The following is a 24352-nucleotide window of genomic DNA, read 5'->3' as shown; positions in this document are numbered from 1 at the left end:
GTTCGGTCATGAGGGTTTTCCCCGCGTCCTGACTGCGAAACGACGATCTACGAGTGCCTTCGACAGATTTTAAGGGGTGTCGTGTCCTAAATTAAGCGTGAGATACGCGCAGTAGAGTTTTTTTGCAGGGGGAACGAGATTGAGAATCAGAGCTAGACGGTCTGTGACAGGTGGGGTTGCTGCGGGGGTGTTGCTGCTCGCCAGCGCAGCTGCAGTGCATGCTGTCCCCACTCCTGGTAGTGGGTCGAGCGCCGGTGGAACCATCGTGCAGGTGGAAGAGCCGGTTGGTCCTGAAATCGTGGCTGTGTCTGCTGGAGCGGACTCTTCGCTGACACTTGGGGACACTGGGCACACTTATGGTTTTGGAACGAACTGGGCCGGGCAACTGGGCGATGGTTCGACCACCAACCGCGATGTTCCCGTTGAGGTGGTTCTTCCGGAGGGGGTTTCGTTCACCAGTGTTTCCTTGCGGATAAACCACGCATTGGCCGTTGGTGATGACGGCAAGACTTATGCCTGGGGCGAGAATGGAGCCGGACAACTTGGCATCGACTCCACATTGGACAGCCATGTGCCTGTTGAGGTTGAGGTGCCGGATGGCGTTAGCTTCACGAGTGTGGCCACCGGTAACGCATACTCGGTGGCGATCGGTAGCGATGGCAAAACATATGCCTGGGGTGTGAACTTTTTCGGTCAGTTGGGCAACAATTCCAGTGTTTCCAGTCCTGTCCCGGTCGAAGTGGCACTCCCGGCTGGTGTGAGCTTTACGAGTGTGTCAGCCGGAAATGACCACTCCTTGGCTCTTGGCGACGACGGCAACGCCTACGCCTGGGGAGGCAACTCCTCCGGTCAATTAGGCGATGGTTCCAACACTAATCGCACTGTTCCAGTGTTAGTGTCCGCGCCAGATGGAGTCAGCTTCACAAGTGTCAATGCGGGGTACAACTTTTCACTGGCTATTGGGAATGACGGAAAAGTCTACGGATGGGGTGACAATAGCTATGGGCAGCTTGGTGACTCCACATTTGCCTCGACAAACGCCCCGGTAGAGGCGTCGGTCCTGGTCGGAGTATTGTTCACCCATATCGCTACGGGTGGCAGACATAGTGTGGCCATTGGAGACGATGGCAGAACCTACGCCTGGGGGAATAATCACTACGGTCAGTTGGGTTTCGATAGTCCAGAAAACTGGCCTATTCCGGGCGAAGTCGCTACTCCTCCGGGGGTCAGGTTCACCGCTGTCTCCGCTGGAAACGTTCACTCTCTGGCGATCGGGGATGATGGCAAAGCCTATTCCTGGGGATTCAACGGTGTAGGGGCACTTGGTGACGGCACTGCCGATGACAGAGTTACTCCGGCCCCGGTTGCCGCTGAAGTGGTAGTCACCGGAGTTACTTTTGGCGGAGTCGATGGCGTCAACCCAGATGACGCGGGGAGCACGGCTCCGGTAGACAACGGTGATGGTACTTGGAGCATTGCGACTCCCGCTCACGTATCCGGCCCAGTTGACGTGGTGGTGTCGTGGACGCTGAATGGGATCGAGCAGACCCCAGTCACGTATTCAAACGGCTTCACTTTCCTTGCTGCCCCGACAATCACTGACCCTGTTGATCAGACTGTGACTGAGGGTGATTCTGCCGAGTTTGTTGTGACGGCGACTGGTGACCCGGCTCCGACGGTGACTTGGGAGTCTTCATCTGATGGTGGGGCTTCGTGGGTTCCGGTGTCTGATGGTGTTTCTGGTGATGGTCTGACCTTGTCGTTGGATTCGGTGACGCTGGGGGATAGTGGGACCCAGTACCGGGCGATTGCGACCAACAGTGAGGGCTCGGTGACTAGCGCCGCTGCGACACTGACAGTGGACCCCGTCCTGGTGGCCCCGACAATCACTGACCCTGTCGATCAGACTGTTGGCGAAGGTGATGCCGCTACCTTCATGGTGTTGGCGACTGGAGTTCCGGCGCCGGTGGTGACCTGGGAGGCCTCATCTGATGGCGGCGTGAACTGGGAGCCGGTGACGGATGGTGTTTCTGGTGATGGTCTGACCCTGTCTTTGGCTTCGGTGGTGCTGGCTGATAGTGGGACTCAGTACCGGGCGACTGCGACCAACAGTGAGGGCTCGGTAACCAGTGCTGCCGCAACCCTAACTGTTAGCCTGGACCCGCTGGCCCCAACGATTACGGATCCGGTCGACGTAACTGTTTTTGACGGCGAAACCGCTCAGTTCATGGTGAGCGCCTCTGGAGTTCCGGCACCGGTGGTGACCTGGGAGTCTTCGATTGACGATGGTGCTACGTGGGTGCCGGTGACGGATGGTGTCTCGGGTGATGGTCTGACCCTATCTTTGGCCGACGTGACGCTGGCTGATAGTGGGACCCAGTACCGGGCGACCGCGACCAACAGTGAGGGCTCAGTGACAAGTGCTGCTGCGACACTGACAGTGGACCCGGTGTTGGTTGCTCCGACCATCACTGGGCCGGTTGATCAGACCGTGACCGAGGGTGAGTCTGCGGACTTCACTGTCACGGTGACCGGTAATCCGGCTCCGACGGTGACCTGGGAGGCCTCATCTGATGGTGGCGTGAACTGGGTGCCGGTGACGGATGGTGTTTCTGGTGATGGTCTGACCTTGTCGTTGGATTCGGTGACGCTGGCTGATAGTGGGACCCAGTACCGGGCGACCGCGACCAACAGTGAGGGCTCAGTGACAAGTGCTGCTGCGACACTGACAGTGGACCCGGTGTTGGTTGCTCCGACCATCACTGGGCCGGTTGATCAGACCGTGACCGAGGGTGAGTCTGCGGACTTCACTGTCACGGTGACCGGTAATCCGGCTCCGACGGTGACCTGGGAGGCCTCATCTGATGGTGGCGTGAACTGGGTGCCGGTGACGGATGGTGTTTCTGGTGATGGTCTGACCTTGTCGTTGGATTCGGTGACGCTGGGGGATAGTGGGACTCAGTACCGGGCAACCGCGACCAACAGTGAGGGCTCGGTGACCAGCGAGCCCGTTACTCTGACGGTTACCGCTGCTGGCGGCAATGGTGGTGGCGATCCGGAGGATAAGGATGATGAGGTGACCAAGGAACTGGCAGTAACCGGCCTGGCCACATCTCCATTGTTCTGGGTTGCTGCAGTGACAGCTGTTGTCCTGGGCGGCGGACTGATCGCTGGTAACCGAGCGATTCGGAGTCGAATTACCAACTAGCCGTTCAACCTGGAACTCTGTCCCTTCCTGCCAAGCAGGAGGGGACAGAGTCATATTTGGGGCTCGGTTCTTCTCATAAGACGGATGGTCACAGATAGATGGCAATGTCATTTTGGAGTAGGAACATTCTCCCACCTCTGATTTGGAATGCTGCGGCCTATGTTTTGGCGACAGATTCGGTGGCGGGGGGTGTCCTAACTGACGGGGCCAAATGTGCCCACCTGTTCTGTGACTGGAGGAACTGCTGTGAGACGGAAGGCTAAGCTCGCAAGGACCGTGGGTGTGGTTGCTGGGATATCCCTAATCGCTGGAGCAGCGGGTGCCTATGGTGTGCCCGCACCAGATCGGGGTCCGGAAACAGGCGGTACCACGGTGACGGTTGAGGTTCCCGACGTTGCCTTTCAGAGCATCTCCGCAGGATATGGGCACACCTTGGCAATTGGGCAGGATGGCAGAGCTTACGGATGGGGCCATGGTATCAATGGCCAACTTGGGGATGGGAATACCGACAACCAGTCGACTCCCGTGGAGGTTTCCCTCCCTGAGGCCGTTTCGGCGGTTGCCGTTTCTGCCGGAGGTGAGCATTCATTGGCCCTGGGAAGTGATGGATCTGTCTACGCATGGGGTTTGAATCTGGACGGTCAACTAGGTGATGGATCGGGGATAGACCAGTATCTGCCAGTAAAGGTGGCTTCACCAGCAGGAGTTAGCTTTGTCAGTATCAGTGCGGGACGGGAACACTCCTTGGCGATAGGAGATGACGGCAGGATTTATGCGTGGGGCAGCAATGTGTCTGGGGAGTTGGGTGATGGGACTTACACGTCGCGGGCCACACCTGTGGAGGTGGCTGCGCCGGAGGGAGTTACCTTTACCCAAGTCTCTGCCGGAGTTGTCTTTTCGCTTGCACTCACGAGTGACGGCAGGATTCTAGCTTGGGGAGAGAACAGTTTTGGGCAGCTAGGTACGGGGTCGACGGCTGTAGAGAATACTCCCGTGGAGGTGGTAGCGCCCGGAGGCATCTCTTTTGCTGTTATCTCCGCTGGCCTCCAGCATTCTGTTGCTTTGGCAGATAATGGCGAAGCCTACACTTGGGGGAGGAACATATTCGGACAACTAGGTCTTGGATCGTACGACGATCAGCACAGTCCGGTGGCTATCCCCGCCCTTAGTGGGATCAAAATCAGCAATTTGGCTGCGGGGTACACCTCCAGCGTAGCTCTTGGAGAAAATGGAAAAGCTTACGCCTGGGGCGCAAACACCGGCGGGCAGTTAGGGGATGGGTCAACGGACTATCAATCTTCTCCTGTGGAAGTGGGTGTACCCACCGGCATTACCTTCACTGACATCTCACTTGGTAATAGCCACGTCGTCGCACTGGGAGATGATGGCAACGCCTATTCCTGGGGCGATAACAGCTTCAGGCAGCTGGGGAGTGGGACCTATGAGGAGTACCGGACCTTACCGGCACCGGTAGCCACGTCTGATGTCGCGGTAACCGGGGTAGCTTTTGGTGGGGTTGCTGGAACCACTCCAGGGGATATTGGGGGGACTATCCCGGACGACAATGGTGATGGGACCGTCAGTATTGTTACCCCGGCACACGAGGCGGGGGTGGTCGACGTGGAGGTCTCCTGGACTCTCAATGGGATTGAACAGAGCCCGATCGTTTACCCAGGCGCTTTTGAGTTTTACGCCCAGAGCGCGCCGACGATCACTGACCCATCAGATCAAACTGTGCTTGAGGGGGAACCCGCAAACTTCACCGTAACCGCCACTGGTGAGCCAACCCCAACGGTGACGTGGGAATCCTCAACCGATGATGGTGTTTCTTGGGTGCCTGTGACTGCGGGAGTCTCGGAAGATGGTCTGACTCTGTCGCTGGGGTCCGTCTCCCTGGCGAATAATGGCACCCAATACCGAGCGATAGCGACTAATAGCGAGGGTGCAGCAACCAGTGCACCCGCCACCTTGGTTGTCAGCCGGGCGCCAGTCGCTCCGACAATTGCCGGTCCTGTTGATCAGGCGGTGACTGCAGGGCAGTCCGCGACATTTTCGGTGACCACCACTGGCGAGCCAACCCCGACGGTGACGTGGGAGTCCTCGACCGACAACGGTGTTACTTGGGTGCCGGTGACTGATGGTGTTTCTGGTGATGGTCTGACCCTGTCTTTGGCTGCAGTGACGCTGGCTGATAGTGGGACCCAGTACCGGGCGACCGCTACCAACAGTGAAGGTTCTGCGATCAGTCTTCCTGCGACTCTGACGGTGACTGCTGCTGACGGCAACGGTGGTGGCGACCCGGAGGACAAGGAGGATGAGGTGACCAAGGAACTGGCAGTAACGGGCCTGGCCACATCTCCACTGTTCTGGGTTGCCGCAGTGACGGCTGTCCTCCTTGGCGGCGGACTGATCGCGGGTAACCAGATCATTCGACGCCGAATTACCACCTAAACTGTGTCCCGGACCTATGCCTCCTCTCCCTGGCTGTTTTGGCTGGGGGAGGAGGCATAGCTGCGTTTAAGGCCAGTTGCCCTTCCGGCCGGGTATCTGAAAAATGACTTTTCCAACCTCAGGCATGGGGTCGCCAACCGTAAATTCTCCGAACAAAGGAAACCTATTTTGATGCCGAAAGCAAACCGAACCTTCCTAACCACGGCAGTTGTCAGCGCCATGATCTTGGTTGGTACCGCTTCCGCCACACCCGGACCGGATCGGGGGCCCACCGTCGGCGGCACCACCGTCATGGTGCCAGAGCCCGCTGGCGTCACGTTTCGCCAGGTCTTTGCGGGGGGTACCTTCAACTTGGCATTAGGGGACAACGGAAATACCTACGCTTGGGGATTTAACGACAGTGGGCAACTTGGAGACAACTCGCAGGTCTACCAAAGGGTCCCCGTTCGGGTCATACTCCCGGAAGCCGTGACCTTCACCAGCATTGCTGCCGGAGGGAGACACGCGTTGGCACTCGGCGACAATGGCAAAGCGTACTCGTGGGGTGACAACTGGTATGGGCAACTGGGACTGGCGGACTATGAGGGCGCCATCTGGATTGGGACAGCGCAGGAAGTGTCTCTGCCCACCGACGTCTCTTTGGTTAGGATCGCCGCCGGATTTGATCACTCACTTGGTTTGGAAGAGAACGGACAGGTCTATGCGTGGGGGCACAACTACTATGGGCAGTTGGGAGACGGATCGACTAAAGATCGCCCCTTCCCGGTATCGGTGAGCATTCCCAACGGCCAGGCCGTCACCGACATCTCGGGTGGTTTGCGGCACTCCCTGGCGCTGGGAGCTGATGGTCGCGTCTGGGCTTGGGGCTATAACGAGTACGGGCAGTTGGGAGATGGGTCCGGCATGAACCAGACGGAGCCGGTCGAGGTTGCACTCCCGGAAGATGTGAGCATTGACCGGATCTCAGCTGCCGGTGGTCACTTTTCCTTGGCGCTCAGTGATGATGGCCGGATTTGGGCTTGGGGTCTAAATGACTCCGGTCAGCTGGGGGTCGGCTCGACGATCACCCAACGTGCCCCGGTTGAGGTAGTGGCACCAGAGGGCGTAGCCTTTACCGACATTTCCGCCGGCTACGACTTCTCCCTGGCGCTCAGTGATGATGGCCGAGTCTGGGCTTGGGGCAACAACGGGCTTGGGCAGCTGGGGGATGGGTCAGGCACAGATCAGTTTTGTCCGGTTGAGGTGGCGGTGCCAGAGGGGGTGTCTCTTTCTGCTATCTATGCGGGCCACTATCATGCGTTGGCCTTGGCAGATATCGGCCGAGCCTACTCCTGGGGCCTGAACGAGCTCGGACTTCTGGGAGATGGAAGCGGTGTCAACCAATCCACCCCGGTGCCAGTCGCCGCTGAAGTGCTCGTTACTTCGATCGCCTTCGACGGGGTGGCCGGACAGGCACCCATGGACCCGAACAGTACCGCGCCCGCGAACAACGGAGACGGCACCTGGAGTGTGGTGACCCCGGCCCACGCGGCGGGCCCGGTCGACGTGGAAGTCTCATGGACCTTCAACGGAGTGGAGCAGCCGCCGGTCATTCATCCAGACGGGTTCACCTACTATCCGGTGTCTGCTCCCACGGTCACCGATCCCGAGTCGCACACGGTGCTCGTGGGGGAGTCGGCAGAGTTCACCGTTTCGGTCACGGGCGAGCCGGCCCCGGCAGTCACCTGGGAAAGTTCTGCTGATCGTGGGGGCAGTTGGCACACCGTCACGGGCGGCATCTCCGAGGACGGCCTCTCGGTGACCATCGGCTCGGTCGGCCTGGCTGATAGCGGCACCTGGTACCGGGCAATCGCAACCAACAGTCAGGGTGTGGCCACCAGCTCGCCGGCCGAGCTGACGGTGACCGAGCCGGTTGCCAGCGAGGACGAAGAAGGTGAGGACGGAACCGGCGAGGGCGGGGCGACCGACTCGCCCATCCCCGGGTTAACTGACCCGCTGGCCGAAACGGGGCTGGACGGCTCGTCCCTCCTGTGGGCGGTGGGGCTGGCTTCGATAGCACTAGCGGGCGGGTTGATCGCGGCGGTTCGCGCCCGGCGGGGCTAAATCAGGAGGCGCAGCAGGTCCGAATCGGTGGGAATCTGCTCAATGTGCAGGGGCGAAGCCTCCATCCGGGCCAGCAAACTGCCCAGGTCCTCCGGGCGGGCCAGGTCAATCCCAACCAGTGCCGGGCCCAGATCCCGGTTGTTCTTCTTCGTGTACTCGAAGTGGACAATGTCGTCTTCTGGCCCCAGCACCAGGTCCAGGAAGTGCCGCAGCGCCCCCGGCTGCTGGGGGAAGGTGACCAGGAAGTAGTGGCGCAGCCCCTCGTAATGCATGGAGCGCTCCATCACTTCGGCATAGCGGGATAGGTCGTTGTTTCCCCCGCTGATGATGGCCACGGTGGGGCCGCTCAGCCCCAGGTCACCGATCCGACCGGCGGCCGCCGCACAGACCGCAGCCGTGGCCAGGGCTCCGGCTGGCTCGGCAATGATCCCGTCCTGATGGTAGAGGCTCAGCATCTCGGTGCAGACGGCTCCTTCGTCCACCACTACCACGTCGTCCACCAAGGCGCGCACCACCTCGAATGTCCGGTCTCCGGTGCGCCCGACCGCGGTGCCGTCGACAAACGAGTCGATCCCCGCCAGCGTCTTCGGGGAGCCGTGGTCCAGGGCGGCCCGAGCCGAGGCTGCCCCCGCCGGCTCCACCCCGACAATCCGAATTGAGGGCCGGGCTTCCTTCAGCCACGCGGCCATCCCCGCGATCAGGCCGCCTCCGCCGACCGGGACCAGGACCGTCTCAACTCCGCCCTCCAACTGACGGAACAGCTCAATCGCCACCGTGCCCTGCCCGGCCATCACCGCCGGATCGTCATAGGGGTGAATGTAGGTGCGCCCGCTCTGCTCAGCGTGGGCCAGTGCCACCTGCTGAGCGTGGTCAAAAGCGCCGTCCACGAAGTCCAGTTCCACCCACTGGCCGCCTAGGGCCCGAATCCGATCCCGCTTCTGACGCGGGGTGGAGACCGGCAGGTAGATGGTGCCGTGGATCTGCAGCGATTGGCAGGCGAAGGCGACGCCCTGGGCGTGGTTGCCCGCCGAGGCACAGACCACCCCGACTTCGCGCTCGGACGGGTCCAACTGGGAAATTCGGTTGTAGGCCCCCCGCACTTTGAAGGAGCGGCACACCTGCAGGTCCTCGCGTTTGAGTAGGATCGGGACCCCGGCCACTTCGCTGAGGCGGACGGAGTGCTCAATTGGGGTTAGGCGCGTCACCGGGCGCAAATTAGCTTCGGCTCGGGTGACGTCAGCTGCATTCAGGGGCAGGGGATTAGTTGGGGCTAGCACTTTTTTAGTGTAACGAGGATCGCTTCGGGGTGGCTGTATGTTTCCGCTGCGTGGAAGGTGTCCGCGTAAACTGGAGCCAACAGAAAGAGGCATTTGTGAGTGAGACAGTTTTGAAGAGCCCGTTGGTATGGATCGACTGCGAGATGACCGGTTTGGATCCGACCCACGACGAACTGGTCGAGGTGGCCGTCCTAATTACCAACGCGCACCTGAAGGTGGTTGGCCCCGGTCTGGACCTGGTGATTCGACCCAGCGAGGGCGCGCTCAACCAGATGGACGATTTCGTCCGGGAGATGCACACCAAGTCCGGCCTGATTGACGAGTTCGCGCAGGGATTGGAGTTGTCCGAAGCTGAAACCCAGGTTCTGGACTACATTCGCCGCTACGTGCCGGAGCCGCGGACAGCTCAGCTGGCCGGCAACTCGGTCGGGCAGGACCGGATCTTCCTCAGTGCCTACATGCCGCGGGTGGTGGAGCACCTGCACTACCGGATCATCGACGTTTCCACCATCAAGGAGCTGGCCAAGCGCTGGTACCCCCGGGTCTATGCCTGCGCTCCGAAGAAGGATGGGGATCATCGGGCGCTGGCCGACATCAAAGAGTCGATTCAGGAGCTGGAATACTATCGCCGGGCGCTGTTCCCGGCCCAGTTGGATCCTCGCTCCGGCGCCTACGTTCGCATCGCCGAGTCGGTGGCGGACCTGCCCCGGGTGGACGAGGAGCCGGCGGCTCACTGAGTTATCCCCAGACGCTAGCTGGGGGAGTTTTCCACCGTTGACCGGCCCAGGTGGTGACGCGGAGCCGGTGGTCGTCAATTCTGAGAGGGTAAACCCCGCTCGAAAGGACGCACCATGGAGAACAATCGCATTACCCTGACCGGCTGGCTGGGCACGGACGTCACCCTCTACGCGGAGGGGGACGACCGGGTGCCGATGGCACAATTTCGGATGGTCACCCCCAAGGGGCGTTTCGATGACCGGGGCAGCTGGGTCGAGGCGGAGGGCACCTGGTACACGGTGAAGGCTTTCGGGGACCTGGCCCTCAACGTCAACAATTCGCTGCGAAAAGGCCACCCGGTGGTGCTGGTCGGAAAGTATGTGGCCCGCGGGTGGATGGCCAAGGACGGCAGCCTGGCCACTGAACTGCAGATTCATGCGTTTACCGTCGGTCACGACCTGCGCCGGGGGGTTAGCTCTTACGCCAAGCTAATCCGGACCGAGCCGGAGCGCCCCTCCGAGGCGGAGGAGGCAGGGGAGCAGGGCGCGGCAGTGGAGCCGGAAAGCTCGGCGGAAGACACCGGGACGGAAGAGGCTGAGGGCTATGAGTCCGGGACCGTGCCGTTCTAGCGGGGTTGCTTTCCAGATTGCGGCTTGGGCCGACCTGATCGGGCAAAGCCAAAGCCCGCCCGGCGCTAAACACCGAGCGGGCTCTGGGTCAAACTACTTGTCCAGCACCACCAGGGCGCAGGCCACGTCTCCATCGTGGGAGGCGGAGGCCAGCACGGTGGGACTCCCCACGCTGGCGGAGACCGCCCCGGCTACCTCCCCGTGCAACTCCACCTGGGGTCGCCCCCAGCCGTCGTGGCGGATTTCGATCTCCGTCCACTTGACGGCGTCGCGGCCCAGGGGTGGTTGGGAACCGAACAGGGCCCCCGACCACGCCTTGATGAAAGCTTCTTTGAGCGCCCAGACAGCCGCCAGGTGCTGGCCGGTCCCGGAGCCGTTTTCCTCGGCTCGGGTGGCCGCCCGGCGCCGCTCGCGGGCTGTGAAAGCCTGCGCTAAGCGGGAACCGGGCAGCCCCAGTTGTTCGACAAACGTGGGAATGTCGACGATGTCGGTACCAATCCCAATTACGGTCATCAACCCTACCCTTCGTAGTAGCCGGTGCCACCCAGGCGGGCGGCCGGATCCAACAGCATGGCTGCTTCCACCTCGTGCGGGTCCGTCCCGTCCTCAGCGAAGCGGCGGCTGGGGGCCTGCTCGAAGAGCTCGGCCCGACCCAGCATGCCCGCTTCCAGACGTCGCGCCCCTTCCTTCAGGCGTTCGCCAGCCCGCGAGCGCCAGGCCTGGCGAGCTTCCTCGCCGCCGCGACGGGCTACGGCCGCCTCAAAGGCGCCCGGGTGCACCATGGCCACCAGGGACGACACGTGCCCGAACCCAAGAGAGGTGACCAGGGCGGCCTTGACGGTGTTCAACTGCAGCGGCCGGCGCAGCCACACCAGCCACGGTTCCTTCGCCAATGCCTCGTCCACGCAATCCAGGGACGCGTTGGCCGGTACGGTGCCGTCCGCAAACAGCTGGCACAGTCCCGCCACCTGGAACACTGCCGCTCCGCCCTTCGCGTGACCGGTCAGGGTCTTTTGCGAGATGACGAACAGCGGGTTCCCCGGGGTCCGCTCCAACGCCCGGGCCAGCCGGGTGTGCAGGTCGGACTCGTTCGGGTCGTTGGCGTTGGTCGAAGTGTCGTGCTTGGAGACCACCTGGATGTCGTTGGGTTGGACACCCAGTCGGGCCAGGCCGCGGGCCAGCCGCGACTCCAAGCCTCCCCGGCCAGCGGCCAGGGCCCCAATCCCGGGAGCCGGGATGGAGGTGTGGATGCCGTCGGCGAAGCTCTGGGCGTAACCAACCACCCCGAGCACCGGCAGGCCCATGGCCTCAGCCACGTCCCCGCGGGCCAGCAGCACCGTTCCGCCGCCCTGAGCTTCAATGAAGCCGTCGCGGCGCCGGTCGTTGGCGCGAGAGTAGAACCGCTCGTTGATCCCCTTGGCCGCCATCTTCTCCGAGTTGGCGGTCGCATTCATCGAACCGAACCCGACGATCGACTCAACCGCCATGTCGTCGATGGCGCCGGCCACCACGAAGCTGGCCTTGCCGGTGGCGATCTTGTCGACCCCCTCCTCAATGGACACGGCCGCGGTGGCGCAGGCGCCCACCGGGTGGATCATCGCGCCGTAGCCGCCCACGTAGGACTGCATCACGTGCGCCGCCACCACGTTCGGCAGGGTTTCCTGCAGCACGTCGGAGGGGTAATCCTCACCGAGGAACCGGTCCACGAACAGCTTGCGCATGGAGGTCATCCCGCCAAAGCCCGTGCCCTGTGTGGAGGCAACCTCGGCCGGGTGAACGGCCTGCAGCAGCTCGGCCGGGGTGAACCCGGAGGAGAGGAACGCGTCGACCGCGGTGACCAGGTTCCAGGCGGTCATCCGGTCCATCGACTCGATCATCGAGGCAGGAATGCCCCAGCGGGCCGGGTCAAAGCCGGTTGGCAACTGCCCACCCACGGTCCGGGTCAGCGTGGCGCGGCGAGGCAGACGAGCCTGCGCTCCCGCCAGGCGGGTCACCTCCCACTCGCCGTCGGCGGCGGGGGCAATCTTGGTCAGGCGCGGATCCTCCACCAGGTAGGATTCGGCGGTTTCCCGATCCGGAACCGTGAAGGTCAGGTCCTGGTTCAGGTAAACGGAGGCTTCCTCCAGGGTTCCCAGCTGTTCGATGGCCGCGTCGTCAATGAAGGAGCGGACCCCGGAGCGGGCCACCACCTCGTCGCGATACAGGTCAAAGATTTCGTTCTCCGGAACCAGCTGCCCATCGGTGTTGTACCAACCGGCCTTGGGGGAGTCCTGCCACTTCAGCAGGCCCATCATCCACGCCAGTTCCAGCACTCCGGCCGGGGTCAGGTCCACCTCGCCGGTGGGGTCAATGCCGAGCTCAGCCTGGTGCCGGGTTCGGCCCGAACCCCAGGTGCTGACCTCGCCAATCCCAACCACGACCACCAGGTCTTCCGGCTTCGTGTCGCCGTCGGCCCACAGCTCCGGTTCGAAGCCGGGCAGGGCCGGGGAGGCGGGGGTCGGAAGGGCCGGAATCAGCACATCCTGCCCCTCGTCGGCCACCGTTTCCTCCGGTGCGGTGGCCAGAGCGCTTGCCTTCAGGGCCACCAGGTCGATGTCATCGCCCAGGCCCCCGGTCAGGTCCACATTCAGCGGAGCTTCAGCCGCCCGGGCCCGCGCCTCGGGCCCGCACAGCTCCAGCAGCCGATCCGCAATCTCCTCGGTCGAGTAGGTGTGAATCCCAGCCGCTTCGGCCGCCTCGACCAGCGGGTCGTTGCCGCCCATCAGGCCGGTGCCGCGCACCCAGCCGATCCGCGGGTGCGCCAGGGTGACGTGGTCGCCCCAGATCTTCTCCACCTTCCACCGGTTGGTGATGGCATCGAAGGCCGCCTTGGTTTCGCCGTAGGCGCCGTCTCCGCCGAACACCCCGCGGTTGGGGGAGCCGGGCAGCACCACGTGGACGCGGGTGGCGCCCGACGCGTTGCCGGCCAGGCGGGCCAGCGCCGCGATCGATCGTTCGACCGACCAGAGCAGCAGGCGGGACTGGGCTTCAAAGCTCTCGCCGGAGTCAGCCAGGGAGCCGAGCACGCGGGGAGCCGCAAACGGGAAGAACAGGCTGGGTACCTGGGCGGGCTTGAGCACGGTGGTGGTCGGTCCGACCACCTTGGTTTGCTCGGACCCGATCCAGTCAATCAGCGCGTCGACATCCCGGTAGCTGGAGAGGTTCGCCGGCACCAGCCAGAGCTGAGCGCCGGGAGCGGCGTGCTCGCGGTACAGCTGCTTGGCAAACTGGAGCCGCTGCGCATCCACCCGGGAGGCGGTCGCGATCACGGTGGCGCCTCCGGCCAGCAGACCGGCCACCACCTGACCGGTGATCGAGGCGGGAGTCATCCCGGTGACCAGGGCCACCTCGCCCGCGTAGGGCAGTTCCTCGGTTGACTCGGCCTGGGTGGCGATCTGCCAGAAGCGCTCGCTCAGCGCCGGGTCCGACACCTGGCCGGCCCACCAGCGAGCCTGTTCGGCGACGGCGCTGCCGGCCCCGACAAAGCTGGCGGTGTCAGCCAGTTGGCCCGAGGTGCCCAGCCGGGCCAGGTCCTCGCGGGCACTGGCCCACCGGTCGTCGATCAGGACGGCGCGGTTGGCGTCAAAGACGGGGCGGACCTGATCCACCCAGCCCGTGCCCAGTTCGGCCGAGACGGCTTCCAGCACCCGCTGGGCCAGCTTCTCGTCAGCGTCATCTTCCAGCTCGGGCAGCAGCGCCGGGCCTTCCAAGCCGAGGGCTTCGAGCAACTGGTGGGCGGACTGGGCCAGGAGGCCATTGCCGCCGAGCAGCTGTTCGCGCAGTTCGTTCAGGGCGGCCGAGTCGACGACTTCGCCGCCACCCCCGCCGGCCTGCGGCAGCGCCACGGTGATCCCGCGCTCGCGGGCCACCTCCTGCACGGCCTGGTCGATCAGCTCGTCCGCTTCCGCGGTGGACGAGGCGGCCACCGGCAGCGTGGCCAGGGAACCGCCACGAACCGAGTCACCCTCGCGGGTGCCCAGCAGAATCTGTGCGGTAACCGCGTCGGCCCAGCCCGGACCCAACTGCCAGGCGCCCGTCACCCGCTCGTTCACGCGGGAAGCCTTCACGCCGGCGCCCCCAAAGACGCGGCGGAGGCGATCCCGGATCGCTTCGGTCAGGACCGGCCCGAAGGGACGGTAGTTGTGGGCCAGGCGGTCCACGCTGGCGTAAAGCTCGGTCACGGTGGCATCCGCAGCCCCATCGATTGAGGCCAAGCCCAGTTCGGCGGACAGGTCCATCAGGAGCTGGTTCCGACGGGCCGAAGCCCCGTTGGTCAGGGTGTCGGTCGTATCGGCCGACTCAATCTGGTCGGCGCGGAGCTTGTTCGTGTAGGCCATCAGGGTGCGAATTGCATCCGAGGCGGCGTACTTCAGGTCGGCGGGCCGCTCGCCCGAGCCCGCAGCCGGGGCGGAAACGGCAGGCGCCGGAGCCGAAGCTGCCGGAGCCGGGTTGGCCGGGCCAGAAGCAGCGGGAGCCGCAGCAGGAGTCGCAGCGGCGGGAGCCGGCGCTGAGTCCGCCTCCTCCTCATCCTCGGCCACAAATAGGGCCCGAACGTCGGTGCAGGTGACCACCGCCTCGTCCCGCTGGACGTTCAGCGCGGAACTGTTGATCCCGGCAAAGCTCGGCAGCTGCAGCGTCTTGGCCGCCAGGCCCGCCAGGGTCGGGGCCGAAGCCAGACCGATCTCCACGCACCGCTGGACTCCCAGACCCCCGTCAGCACGGGGCGAGAACAGCAGCGCCTGCGTTTCGATCCACCGCACCGGCGAGGCGAACTGCCAGCAGAGCAGCTCCACCAGGAGCAGGTGGGACAGTTCGTCCGGGCGGGACAGAGCGTCTTCCCAGGCGCCGGGCGTTTCCAGCAGGGCGCGGATCGGCTCGGACGGAACTTCGGCCAAGATGGCTTCGGCGAACTCGCGGGTCAGCTCGAAAGGCTGGGCCACCAGGTTCGGAATGTACTTGCCGACCAGGCGCTCGGTGTTGATCTCCTTGGGGAGCAGCACCATCAACTTCTCGCGGAACTCCGGCACGCCGGAGCGCAGCACGCGCGAGTGGAACGGCACGTCAATTCCGGGCACGTACATGAACGCCCGCTTGCCACCGAAGGCATCGGCCCGCCGGTTGGCGTCGGCCTCCAGCGCGGCCAAGCCGGCAATGGTGCCGGCCACCGCGTACTGCTGGTCCGCCAGGTTGAAGTTGACGATCTGCAGGAACTCGCCGGATTCCTCCGCCACCGAGTCGACGTAGGCCACCACGGAGTCGTTGTCGACCCCGAACTGGTTCGGACGCAGGGCACCCATCCGGTAGTTGGAGCGGCCGTGCTCGTCGCGCTCAACCAGGTGGTGCATGGTCGAACCGCGGTGGAAAACGATCTCCAGCACCGTTTCGAGCGGGAAGACCTCACCGTAAGCACTGAGGGCGTTGTATTCGCCCAGGGAGTGGCCCGCAAAGTAGGCTCCCTCCACCAGGGCGCCGGACTCGCGCAACCGCGCGGTCTGGGCAAATGCCACCGTGGCGAGGGCCACCTGGGTGAACTGGGTCAGGTTCAGGATCCCGTCCGGGTGACGCCAAACCTGCTCGCCACTGGCGGTCATCGCCTTCATTTCGGTGGGGTTGTCCCGCACCACCGCAACGATCGAGAAGCCGAGCTTGTCGCGGGTGGTCCGGTCGGCCCGCTCCCAGATTTCGCGGGCGGCGGGGGAGGCGTCAATCTCGTCGAGGCCCATCCCGGGACGCTGGATCCCCTGCCCCGGGTAGACGTAGGCGGTTCGGGGGGCGGCGGTGGTGGCGGTCGCGCGCGAAACCACCTGGCCGTCGATCTTGCAGGTGACCTCGAGGACCAGACCGCCGCCGGGGAGGCGTCCGATCCGTTCCACGGTGATGTCCACCTCGTCCAGCAGGTTGACCAGGCCGTACATGTTGTAGGTCCAGCCGGTGATCGGCCAGCCCTCACCGTCGGGGCCTTCGGCCGACACCAGGTTCTGCGCCACCGCTGACAGCCACATGCCGTGGACCAGGGGGGCTTCCAACCCGGCCACGACCGCGGCGTGGTGGGAGGTGTGGATCGGATTGAAGTCACCCGAAACGTTGGCGAACGGGGTCATGTCCGCCGGGGCGATCACCCGGGCGCGGCGCAGCGGAGAACGCGGGGTTTCCAGCATCGGGCCGGCCTGACCGGCAGCCAGGGCCACCGTGGGGGGAACCGCGTCGGAGCCGATCCGACCGCGGATGGCGAACCGCTCGGAGAACTCGCCGATTTCGCGATCCCCATGCTTCAGGGTTTCGACCACGTGGACCACGCGGCCGGAGGAAGACTCCAGCAGCTCCACCGTCCGAGCGACCACCGTCAGCTCGGTCGGGCCGTGGGCCAGCAGCTCTTCGACGTCAACATCCAGTCGGGCCGTGTGATCCAGGTGGACCGCGGACAGCAGCCCTTCAATCACCGGGTAGTCGTTGACCAGGGCTGAGCCGAGGGCCGCGTAGATCGCGGGCCAGCACAGACCCAGGAGGGCGTCCGGCACCCAGGTGGCCACCTGGTAGTCGGCCGGCAGCGCCTCGGCGGTCACCGACCGGTGCAGAGCCGACAGGTTCTCGTCAATGGTGAAGGTCCAGGTGGCCTCGCCGAAGACGGAGTCAGTGCTGGGGCCCATCACCGGCAAAGCCGTGATCGGATCACCGGTAATGGTGGATCCACCCACCCCGGCGGTGGCCGCCAGCAGGGCGTACATGTTCGGGGGCAGGGTGTCGCGGTCGACCACCGGAACGGCACCGGAGGCAGATTCGGCGCTCAGGTCCAGCGGAATGGTTAGCTGTCGCACCGCGTGGTTGGCTTCGCCGCCCGGGGTCTGATCCCAGTAGGTGTCAAAGCTAACCTGCACGTCGTACACCTTGCGTGGGCCGTCCTGGCGGGTAATGGTCAGGACTTCGCGGGGAAGCAGGTGGGCCGGGTTGTCAATCAGGTTCCCGTTCCACATGATGTGGCGGGCCGCAATGATCTGTTCGGCCGGGTCGACGGCGTCCTCCAGCCGGCAAACCCGCTCAGTCGGGGTTTCGCCGGCCCGGGTGGCCCGGTCCACGCAGGCCTGCTCGAAGCGTCCCAGCAGCTCACCAACCGGCTCGTTGACCCGATCGATCCCCGCGACCGAGACCGGGCCGGGGATAATCCGAACCTGGTCGGCGGTGTAGCGAGGATCCTGTGACTGCCACAGGTTGTCCTGGCCCCACCAGCGCAAAATATCGTCGTCGAGGACCGGCACGAACGGCATCGGCTTGGGCCGCTGGCACAGCGCCACAAACCAGACGGCGTCGGTCGGTCCAACCTGCACTTCTTTGGCCTGCGGGTAGGCCGCCTCCAGCCGGTCCAGGGCCACCCACGGGTCCTCCACCGACTCCACGTCGGGGAAGAGGGTGGGGATCTGGCCGTGCTCGGCCTCGCTCAGGCGCCCCTCGATCCGACGCAGCAGGTCCAGGAACCGGTCGGTCCAGGTGATGTCCACCCACGGGTAGGACAGCTCGGCGAACCGGCGGGCCCACTGGGCGTAAGTCATCTGATCCACGTCCCCGAAGAACGGCTTCGAGGTGGCGTTCAGGGCTGCGATGATCTCGTCGCGCCGCGCCTCAATCAGGTCGGCGTGGCCGGAAACTTCGGCAATCAGGCGCGCGCAGGCGGCGGCAGCATTGTCGATCTCGTGAATGTCGGCCCGCAGGTGGGACAGGCCCGAGGTCATGTTCCCTCGGCTCTGCTGGACCGCAATCCAGCCGCCCGTCTGGTCGTCGGCGGGCACTCCCGGAATCCCGTCGGTTTCCAGCAGCAGCTGCTTCACCTCGTCGGTGGTGCGAGCTTCCTTCACCGTCATGGCGGCGGTGCCCACCAGGACCCCGTCCACGGGCATCAGGTTCTGGTCGTGGACCAGGGCCCACTCACCCGAAAGGTAGTCGGCGGCCCGCTCCGGCGTGCCAATCCCACCGCCGACACAGAGCACCACGTTTTCGCATTCGCGAATTTCCGCGTAGGTGGTCAGCAGCAGATCGTCGAGGTTTTCCCACGAGTGGTGACCGCCGGCGTGACCGTCCTCCACCTGAATGATCAGCGGAAGGTCCGGGATTTCGCGGGCAATGGCCAGCGCCTGCCGGATCTGGTTGACGGTGCCGGGCTTGAAGGCGACGTAGGGGAACCCGTCAGCGTTCAGCTCCCGCACCAGTTTGACGGCCTCTTCCAGCTCGGGAATCCCGGCTGAGATGACCACGCCCTCCAGGGGCGCACCCGCCGCGCGGGCCTTCCGGACGATCGATTGGGCGCCAAACTGCAGGTTCCACAGGTACGGGTCCAGGAACATGGCGTTGAACTGGGCGGTCTGGCCCGGGTGCAGCTGCTCGCGCAGGCTCTTGAGATTCTTGGTGAAGATTTCCTCGGTCACCTGGCCGCCGCCGGCCAGCTCAGCCCAGTGGCCCGCGTTCGCGGCCGCTGCCACGATTTCGGGGTCCACGGTGGTCGGGGTCATCCCGGCCAGCAGAATCGGCGAGCGCCCGGTCAGGCGGGAGAACTTAGTGTCGACCACGGTCTTGCCGCCGGGCAGCTGCACCAGGCGCGGCGCGAACTGGCGCCAGTTGACCGGGGTCGGGTGCTGGAAACCGTGGGTGAGGAACCGGTCCCGGCCCTCGGGCGTGCCCAGGGCCACCACGCCCAGGCCGGTGCCCTCCAGGTTGGCTTCGGTGATTCGGGCGAGGGTGTCGCCCGGACCGGCGTCGAGGAACCAGTGGGCTCCGTCGCCGCGGGCTTCGGCCAGCTGAGCCGGCCAGTCAACCGGGTGCACCAGCACGTGCCCGGCCAGCGTCTCGGTCAGCACCTCGGGCAGGTTGCAGGCGCGGGCCCAGGTCAGCACCTGCTCCAACGCGCTCTCCAGCAGGGGGGAGTGGAAGGGGGCGGCCACGTCCAGGTAGTCGAACTTGGGGCTGAACGGCACGCCCCCGCGCAGCTTCGACTTGACGGCCTGCGCGTCGCGGGCGGCCCACTCGTCAGCGGCAGCCACCAGGCGCTGCAGGTCGGCGGGGCGACCGGAAAGGATGAACCGCTGCGGGCCGTTGATCAGGGACAGGGTGACCGAGGCGGGAGCGTCAGCCAGCAGCACCTCCAGGTCGCGCCGGGAAATCCCCCGGACGGACAGCATCGGGGTCGCGCCGTCAGCCGGAGCTGACCCGTTGGTGCGCACCGCCTGGGTGGTGGCCGCGCCCAGCAGGCGGGCCAGGGCAAACACCTGGGCGATCAGCTGCTCGTCGCCGGCCTGCCAAGCTTCGTACAGGGCCGCGGCCAGCACCCCCTGCGAGTGACCCTGGGCCGAAACCGGACGCTGGGTGCGCGCATCAAAGCCGGCCGCCTGCAGGTCCAGCAGCGCCCCGAACTGGGCGGCCAGAATCCCCGGCATCGACTGGGTGGGGGAGTCGGGGGCCGGGCCGGTCAGGGTGAAGCGACCGTTGCCAATCAGAGCCAGGTCCTTGGCGATCGGGGCTAGGAGTTGGTTGGAGGATTCCAGCAAAGAGTTCAGCGACTCGGCCACGTGCGGGTCTTCGAGCAGTTCATCCAGCTGGGCCCGCCACGGGGTGGCCTGACCGCCGAACAGCAGCGCGTAGGCGGGGCCTTCGGTGGTGCCCAGGGTTTTGAACAGGGGAATGTTATGAGACATGAAACTACTTTCTAGCTTGGGGTGGCTTAGAGCGGGCCGTTGTCGTGGCGCTTCTTGCCGTCGTACTGCAAGTCTTTGGTGGTCAGCAGGGCCAGTGAGTCGATCAGGGCCTGGCGGGTCTGGGAGGGAGTGATGATCGCATCGAACTCGCCTTCAGAGACGCACAGGTTCGGGTTGACGGATTCCTCGGTGTAGCGCTGAACCAGCTGGGCCCGCAGCGCCTCCACGTCCTCGCCGGCTTCTTCGGCTGCTTTCAGCTCGCGCCGGTGCATGATCGAAACCGCTCCGTCGGCGCCCATCACGGCCACCTCGGCGCCGGGCCAAGCAAAGTTCATGTCGGCTCCCAGCGACTTCGAGCCCATCACGATGTAAGCGCCGCCGTAGGCCTTGCGCAGCACCACCGTGACCATCGGCACCTGGGCGTTCGCGTAGGCGAAAATCATCTTCGCCCCGCGGCGGATGATGCCGGCCTGCTCCTGCTCGGTGCCGGGCCGGTAGCCGGGCACGTCCACCAGGGTGATGATCGGAATCCCAAAGGCGTCGCAGAAGCGGACAAAGCGGGAGGCCTTCTCGGACGCATCGACGTCGAGGGTGCCCGCATCAAACATGGGCTGGTTGGCGACGATCCCGACCGGGGTTCCTTCCAGGCAGGCGAATCCGACCACGATGTTGCGGGCAAACATTTCCTGCACCTCGACAAACTCGCCGTGATCCACCAGGTGCCGGATCACCTCGACCATGTCGTAGGGCTGGCGGGAGGAGGCGGGCACCAGCGAGTCCAGGGCGGCCGAGTTGACCAGTTCCTGGGCGACCGGCTCGTAGGCGTACGACGGGGGCCGCTCCTCGCAGTTGGAGGGCAGGTAGGAGAGCAGGGCCCGGGCGTATTCGAGCGCGTCTGCCTCCGAGTCGGCCAGGTAGTGCGCCACCCCGGACTGGAAGTTGTGCAGTTCGGCGCCGCCCAGGTCCTCAAAGGAGACGACCTCGCCGGTGACCGCTTTGACCACGTCGGGGCCGGTGACGAACATGTGGGAGTTGTCCCGCGTCATGATGATGAAGTCGGTCAGGGCGGGCGAGTAGACAGCCCCGCCGGCGCACGGCCCCAGGATCAGCGACAGCTGGGGGACAACGCCGGAAGCCTGGCAGGTCTTGCGGAAAATCCGGCCGTACTGGGTCAGGGCGACCACGCCGTCCTGGATCCGGGCGCCGCCCGAGTCCAGCAGGGCGATGATCGGAATCTTCATCTCGAGGGCCACGTCCAGCAGGTGCAGGATTTTGTCCCCCTCGGCCCGGCCCAGGGTGCCACCCCGAACCGAGAAGTCCTGGGCGTAAACGGCGACCCGGCGCCCGTTGATGGTCCCGTGGCCGGTGATGACCGCGGCCCCCAGGAAGTCTTTGCCCACGTTGCCGCCGGCAAACTGGCCAATCTCCTGGAACGACATGGGATCCAGCAGCTGGCTGAGGCGCTCGCGGGCGGTCAGCTTTCCGGCCGGGTGCTGGCGGGCAGCCGCGCGGGCTTCCGCCTGCTGGGCCAGCTCGTCGAGGTGATTCACGTAGTCCTCCCTGGAACTATCGGGGTCAGCGGCGCTGGGGGTGCGCGGGGGCAGGGTTAGGGTCATAGCGTCTCCTCAGATTGCGGGCAGAGCTTCACTAGAGGTTGATTGGGGGACACGTTGTCGCCGGCGACGACGAGGATTTCCTCTACTTCACCGTCGCGGTGGGCGTGCACGTACTTTTCCATCTTCATGGATTCGAGAACCAGGAGCAGATCACCTTCGGCGACCTGCTGTCCGGGTTCGACTCCGACCCGGACCACAATCGCCTGCAGCGGTGAGGGGACCAGGTTCGGATCGGCAGCCCCGGCCTGAGCCTGCCCCCGGCTTTCGCGCTGGGAACGCAGCGGCTGGGGTGGGCGCGGGGGAGCGGCAGTGGTGTTGGAGGCGGTCAGCAGGTTTTGCGGCACCCCCAACTCGTGGCGGCGCCCGTCGATCTCAATGACGAAGCGGGCCAGCGGGGTCGGCTGGGGCGCGGCCCCCTCGTCCCCCAACTCGGCGTCGGCAAACTGGGCGAGGAAATCGGGCAGAATGTCCTCTTCCAGCCACCGGGTCCAGATGTCGAGGGAATCACCGGTGAAGGCCGGGTGGTCCAGGATCAGCTGGTACAGGCTGGTGGGAGTGCCGACGCCGTCGATGGCCAGTTCGGCTAAGGCGCGCCGGGCCCGGCGGAGGGCGTGTTCGCGGTCTTGCCCGGTGACGATCAGCTTGGCAATCATCGAGTCGAACTCGGGGGTGACCTCGGCTCCCTCTTCCACCCCGGTGTCGATCCGGATGCCCGGGCCGGTGGGCCACTTGATTTCGGTCAGGGTTCCCAGCGACGGGGTCAGGCCCAGGCGGGGATCCTCCGAAGTGATCCGCAGTTCAAACGAGTGGCCGCGCACGCCTTCGGGACGGTCCAGCTCTTCCCCGGCAGCAATCTTGAGCTGCTGGCCGACCAGGTCCAGGCCGGTGACTTCCTCGGTCACCGTGTGCTCGACCTGCAGGCGAGGGTTCACCTCCAGGAAGTAGATCTGCCCGCCCTCGTCCATCAGGAACTCGCAGGTTCCCAGGCCGACGTAGTCCACGCCCTCGAACAGGCGGCGCGACCAGTCGTGAAGCTGGGCGAGCGCGTCCTCGGATAGGAACGGGGCCGGGGCCTCCTCGATCAGTTTCTGGTGACGGCGCTGAACCGAGCAGTCGCGGGTGGAGTAGACGGTGAAGTTGCCGTGCTGATCTCGACCGCACTGGGTTTCAATGTGGCGGGCCCGCGGAATGTAACGCTCCACGAAGTAGGCGCTCAGGCTGTCCTCGTCGCGGCCGGTGAAGAAGTGCTCCAAATCGGTCGGCCCGGAAATGACCGAGATTCCCCGGCCCCCGCCCCCGTCGGCCCGCTTCAAGATGACCGGGAACCCGTGCTGGGCGATGAACTCTTCCACTTCGGCGCGGCCGGTGAGCGGGTGGTCGGTGCCCGGTACCGGGCCCACCCCCACGCGCTGGGCCACGCCGCGGGCCTGTACCTTGTCTCCCAGGGCCAGAATCGACTCGGCCGCGGGGCCAATCCAGGTGAGTCCCGCCTCGGCCACCGCGGCGGCAAAGTCGGGGTTCTCCGCCAGGAATCCGTAGCCGGGGTGGATCGCGTCAGCGCCGGCGCGTTCGGCAATGGCCAGGATTTTCGCCCCGTCCAGGTAGGTTTCCCCGGCGGTCGTGCCCTCGAGCGAGTAGGCTTCATCGGCTTCGCGCACGTAGTGTGAACCTCGGTCAGATTCGGCGTAAACCGCGACCGACCGCAATCCGTGATCGTGGGCTCCGCGGACGATCCGCAGAGCAATCTCTCCGCGGTTGGCCACCAGGACGGTGTTGACTGTGCTCAAATCTGCTCCTTCTTCTTTGCCAGGGTGACTTCGCCGGCTCGAACCGGAGTCTGCCCAATGACCAGCTCGCCGGTGGCGGTAATCGCCCGGGCCAGGCCGGAAACTTCACCGCCCCCAGGAAGCAGGGCGGTTGCGGGCTGTCCCAGCATGGGACAGCGCTCGGAAAACTCGGCTGGAACCTGGTCCAACCGGGAGACTCGGCGGGCCAGGAGCTGGGCCAGGCGCTCGGCCAGGTCAGCTAGGACCGAGTCGGGGACGGCGGTGCCGGTCGCATGCGACCACCCGTGGGCGGCCAAGCTGGTGGCCCCAAACTGGGAGAGGATCGCCTCGGGCACGGTCAGGTTCAGCCCCACCCCGACGACCACCTGGTGCTGACCCTCCGACTCGGTCAGGTACTCGGTCAGGATCCCGGCCACTTTCTGCCCCGCCAACAGCACATCGTTCGGCCACTTCAGGGTGATCGAGGCGGAGGGAAGTTCTTCGGCCACCAGGTCGGCCGTGGCCAAAGCGGCGGCGAGGGCGGTCAGGGCCGGGTCGGCGGGACCGGCGGGGACCGGGGCCAGGATCGAGACCAGTAGGGCGCTGGAGGCGGGGGCGAGCCAGGGCCGGCCCAGGCGACCGTGCCCGGCCGACTGCTCGCGGGCAGCCAAAAAGGTGAACGGATCGAAGTTGCGCCACTGCTGGGCGAGGAGCTGGTTGGTCGAGGTGGCCGACGCCAGGATCACCCCGGGGTGGGGGTGGGGAGCGAACCCGTTTGGGTCAGCCAACGAACCGGTCACCTGCACCTCCAGCCGGAAACTACTTCACGATTTGTAATAAGTCTTTCAAGTTATGAAGTATAGTTGCCT

11 protein-coding genes are annotated in these 24352 nt (G+C 65.0%); 5 read left to right on the top strand and 6 right to left on the bottom strand.

Annotation, left to right across the window (positions count from 1 at the left end; translation table 11 throughout):
• Positions 1-265 precede the first annotated feature (265 nt).
• The 3 genes from SAC06_RS07410 (at position 266) to SAC06_RS07400 (ending at position 7762) form a co-directional block, all read left to right on the top strand.
• Complete coding sequence (locus SAC06_RS07410; RefSeq protein ID WP_350257668.1) at positions 266-3208, top strand: immunoglobulin domain-containing protein; 2943 nt, start codon at positions 266-268, stop codon at positions 3206-3208.
• A 213-nt stretch (positions 3209-3421) separates the two neighbouring features.
• On the top strand, positions 3422-5659 hold the full coding sequence (locus SAC06_RS07405; protein WP_350257667.1) for an immunoglobulin domain-containing protein: 2238 nt from the start codon (positions 3422-3424) through the stop codon (positions 5657-5659).
• 171 nt (positions 5660-5830) lie between these two features.
• Complete coding sequence (locus SAC06_RS07400) at positions 5831-7762, top strand: hypothetical protein (RefSeq protein WP_350257666.1); 1932 nt, start codon at positions 5831-5833, stop codon at positions 7760-7762.
• Here the strand turns inward: SAC06_RS07400 and ilvA are convergent.
• Positions 7759-9039: a threonine ammonia-lyase IlvA gene (gene ilvA / locus SAC06_RS07395; RefSeq protein ID WP_412766213.1), complete on the bottom strand. Its 1281-nt coding sequence runs from the start codon at positions 9037-9039 to the stop codon at positions 7759-7761. The two genes, SAC06_RS07400 and ilvA, sit on opposite strands and share 4 nt — an antisense overlap.
• A gap of 95 nt (positions 9040-9134) precedes the next feature.
• Between ilvA and orn the strand changes: the two genes are divergently transcribed.
• Positions 9135-9776 carry an oligoribonuclease gene (gene orn / locus SAC06_RS07390; RefSeq protein ID WP_350257665.1) on the top strand — a complete coding sequence of 214 codons (642 nt, stop codon included), beginning with the start codon at positions 9135-9137 and terminating at the stop codon, positions 9774-9776.
• Positions 9777-9890: 114 nt separating this feature from the next.
• Positions 9891-10385: a single-stranded DNA-binding protein gene (locus tag SAC06_RS07385; protein ID WP_350257664.1), complete on the top strand. Its 495-nt coding sequence runs from the start codon at positions 9891-9893 to the stop codon at positions 10383-10385.
• A gap of 93 nt (positions 10386-10478) precedes the next feature.
• Here SAC06_RS07385 and SAC06_RS07380 read toward each other — a convergent pair whose 3' ends face one another.
• The 5 genes from SAC06_RS07380 to SAC06_RS07360 are packed head-to-tail and all read right to left on the bottom strand — an operon-like array spanning position 10479 to position 24283.
• Positions 10479-10898 carry a holo-ACP synthase gene (locus tag SAC06_RS07380; protein ID WP_350257663.1) on the bottom strand — a complete coding sequence of 140 codons (420 nt, stop codon included), beginning with the start codon at positions 10896-10898 and terminating at the stop codon, positions 10479-10481.
• A gap of 5 nt (positions 10899-10903) precedes the next feature.
• Entirely contained in the window at positions 10904-20101 is a 9198-nt protein-coding gene (locus SAC06_RS07375) for a fatty acid synthase subunit beta domain-containing protein (protein ID WP_350257662.1), read from the bottom strand.
• Between the two features lie 26 nt (positions 20102-20127).
• Positions 20128-21717, bottom strand: a complete 1590-nt coding sequence (locus SAC06_RS07370; protein ID WP_350257661.1) for an acyl-CoA carboxylase subunit beta — start codon at positions 21715-21717, stop codon at positions 20128-20130.
• Positions 21714-23504, bottom strand: coding sequence for an acetyl/propionyl/methylcrotonyl-CoA carboxylase subunit alpha (locus SAC06_RS07365; RefSeq protein ID WP_350257660.1), 1791 nt, complete (start codon positions 23502-23504; stop codon positions 21714-21716). Before SAC06_RS07365 ends, SAC06_RS07370 begins: the two co-directional genes overlap by 4 nt.
• Positions 23501-24283 carry a biotin--[acetyl-CoA-carboxylase] ligase gene (locus tag SAC06_RS07360; protein ID WP_350257659.1) on the bottom strand — a complete coding sequence of 261 codons (783 nt, stop codon included), beginning with the start codon at positions 24281-24283 and terminating at the stop codon, positions 23501-23503. The genes SAC06_RS07365 and SAC06_RS07360 overlap by 4 nt, the downstream gene beginning before the upstream one ends.
• Positions 24284-24352 lie beyond the last annotated feature (69 nt).

It is taken from the genome of Scrofimicrobium sp. R131 (genome assembly GCF_040256745.1).
Classification (GTDB): Bacteria; Actinomycetota; Actinomycetes; order Actinomycetales; family Actinomycetaceae; genus Scrofimicrobium; species Scrofimicrobium appendicitidis.
This window is presented reverse-complemented; position numbering and strand designations above follow the sequence as displayed.